Annotated in this window: 1 pseudogene; it reads right to left on the bottom strand. The window is 72.8% G+C overall.

Features of this window, described 5'->3' with window-relative positions:
* A pseudogene (locus tag AB6A65_RS16725) lies at positions 1 to 372 on the bottom strand (glycosyl transferase); the annotation flags it as partial.

Raw genomic sequence — 372 nt, 5'->3', positions numbered from 1 at the left:
CGGGCACCTCCACCACCCGGATCCACGGCGGCAGCGTCATCGTGTCGAGCACGCGGCGCGTGCCTTCGTCGGTCTCCTCCAGTATGAGCACGACGTCGAGCAGCGCGCGCGGATAGTCGAGCGCCTGCAGCCGGCCGACCAGCGCGGGCAGGATGTCGCCCTCGTCCAGCAGCGGCACGAGGATCGAGATGACGGGCGGCCGCTCGGGCAGCCGCGGCGGCGTGCGGGCGGGACGGGGCAGGAGGCGCGCGGCGAGCGCCATCGCTTTCATGCCCGTGGCGAGCGCCAAGGACACCAGCGCCCAGAGAAAGAGTGCGCCGAAAAAGATTCCGGGCGCGAGCAGCAGCAGCCCGGCGGCGGAGAGCACCAGCG

The sequence above is a fragment of the Rhodosalinus sp. FB01 genome (assembly GCF_041365715.1).
Lineage (GTDB): Bacteria > Pseudomonadota > Alphaproteobacteria > Rhodobacterales > Rhodobacteraceae > Rhodosalinus.
This window is presented reverse-complemented; position numbering and strand designations above follow the sequence as displayed.